The sequence below is a fragment of the Flavobacterium sp. RSB2_4_14 genome (assembly GCF_051547085.1).
Taxonomy (GTDB): Bacteria; Bacteroidota; Bacteroidia; order Flavobacteriales; family Flavobacteriaceae; genus Flavobacterium.
This window is the reverse complement of sequence record NZ_JBPTTL010000025.1, coordinates 1-649: the sequence shown is the minus strand read 5'-3', so window position 1 is coordinate 649 and position 649 is coordinate 1. Positions and strand designations below refer to the sequence as shown.

The following is a 649-nucleotide window of genomic DNA, read 5'->3' as shown; positions in this document are numbered from 1 at the left end:
TCTTTAGAGGCAGTTTCTTGCGTTCTACCTTCAAAAAGCGTTTTAAAATTATTGTTAGCAGTAGTTAGTCTATCAATATAAGTTCCAATATTTAATAGAATAACATGCGGTTTATATTGGGTGTTGTCCAAATCGATAATGAGATTATCAATGGCATTGGATTCTTTTTCAAAATTCATTTTTTTTACATCTCCATAGGTATCAAACAACGTTTTTAAACTGGTAAAAGCCAAAACCTCCTCTGGAATTTCAGATAACTCATAAACATTAAGATAGCGCAATAGGGATGAAAACGCTTTGTCTCTAGCTTCATCGGCAGCTGCAATTTTAGCCGTTTCATCACTTTTAAAAATTTGCACCATAGCACGGTCATAATTGGTAGTCTCTGTACCCAGCCTCGCTATATAGTCAGTTAAAATGGGGTCTGTAATGAGCGTGCCTCCGCCCAATAGAAGTAAATTGTTTTTTACACTTTTAGTGTGCTGTCCAAACTCTAAGTTTGTCAAACGAGTTAAACTGATAGTTTCTAATTTTTTCATAATTATAAAATTAAAAGTTGAAGAGCACTAAAGTACTAGTTATAACTTACAAATACAAATTAAAATTCACGTTTTATTGCTAATAGTACTACATAACTTGTTTTTTTTGC

Annotated in this window: 1 protein-coding gene; it reads right to left on the bottom strand. The window is 32.5% G+C overall.

Annotated features, from left to right (window positions below; all coding sequences use genetic code 11):
- A partial coding sequence (locus ACSVH2_RS14095) for a DUF6261 family protein (RefSeq protein WP_438093816.1) occupies window positions 1-539 on the bottom strand: 539 nt, incomplete at its 3' end.
- Window positions 540-649: the final 110 nt, after the last annotated feature.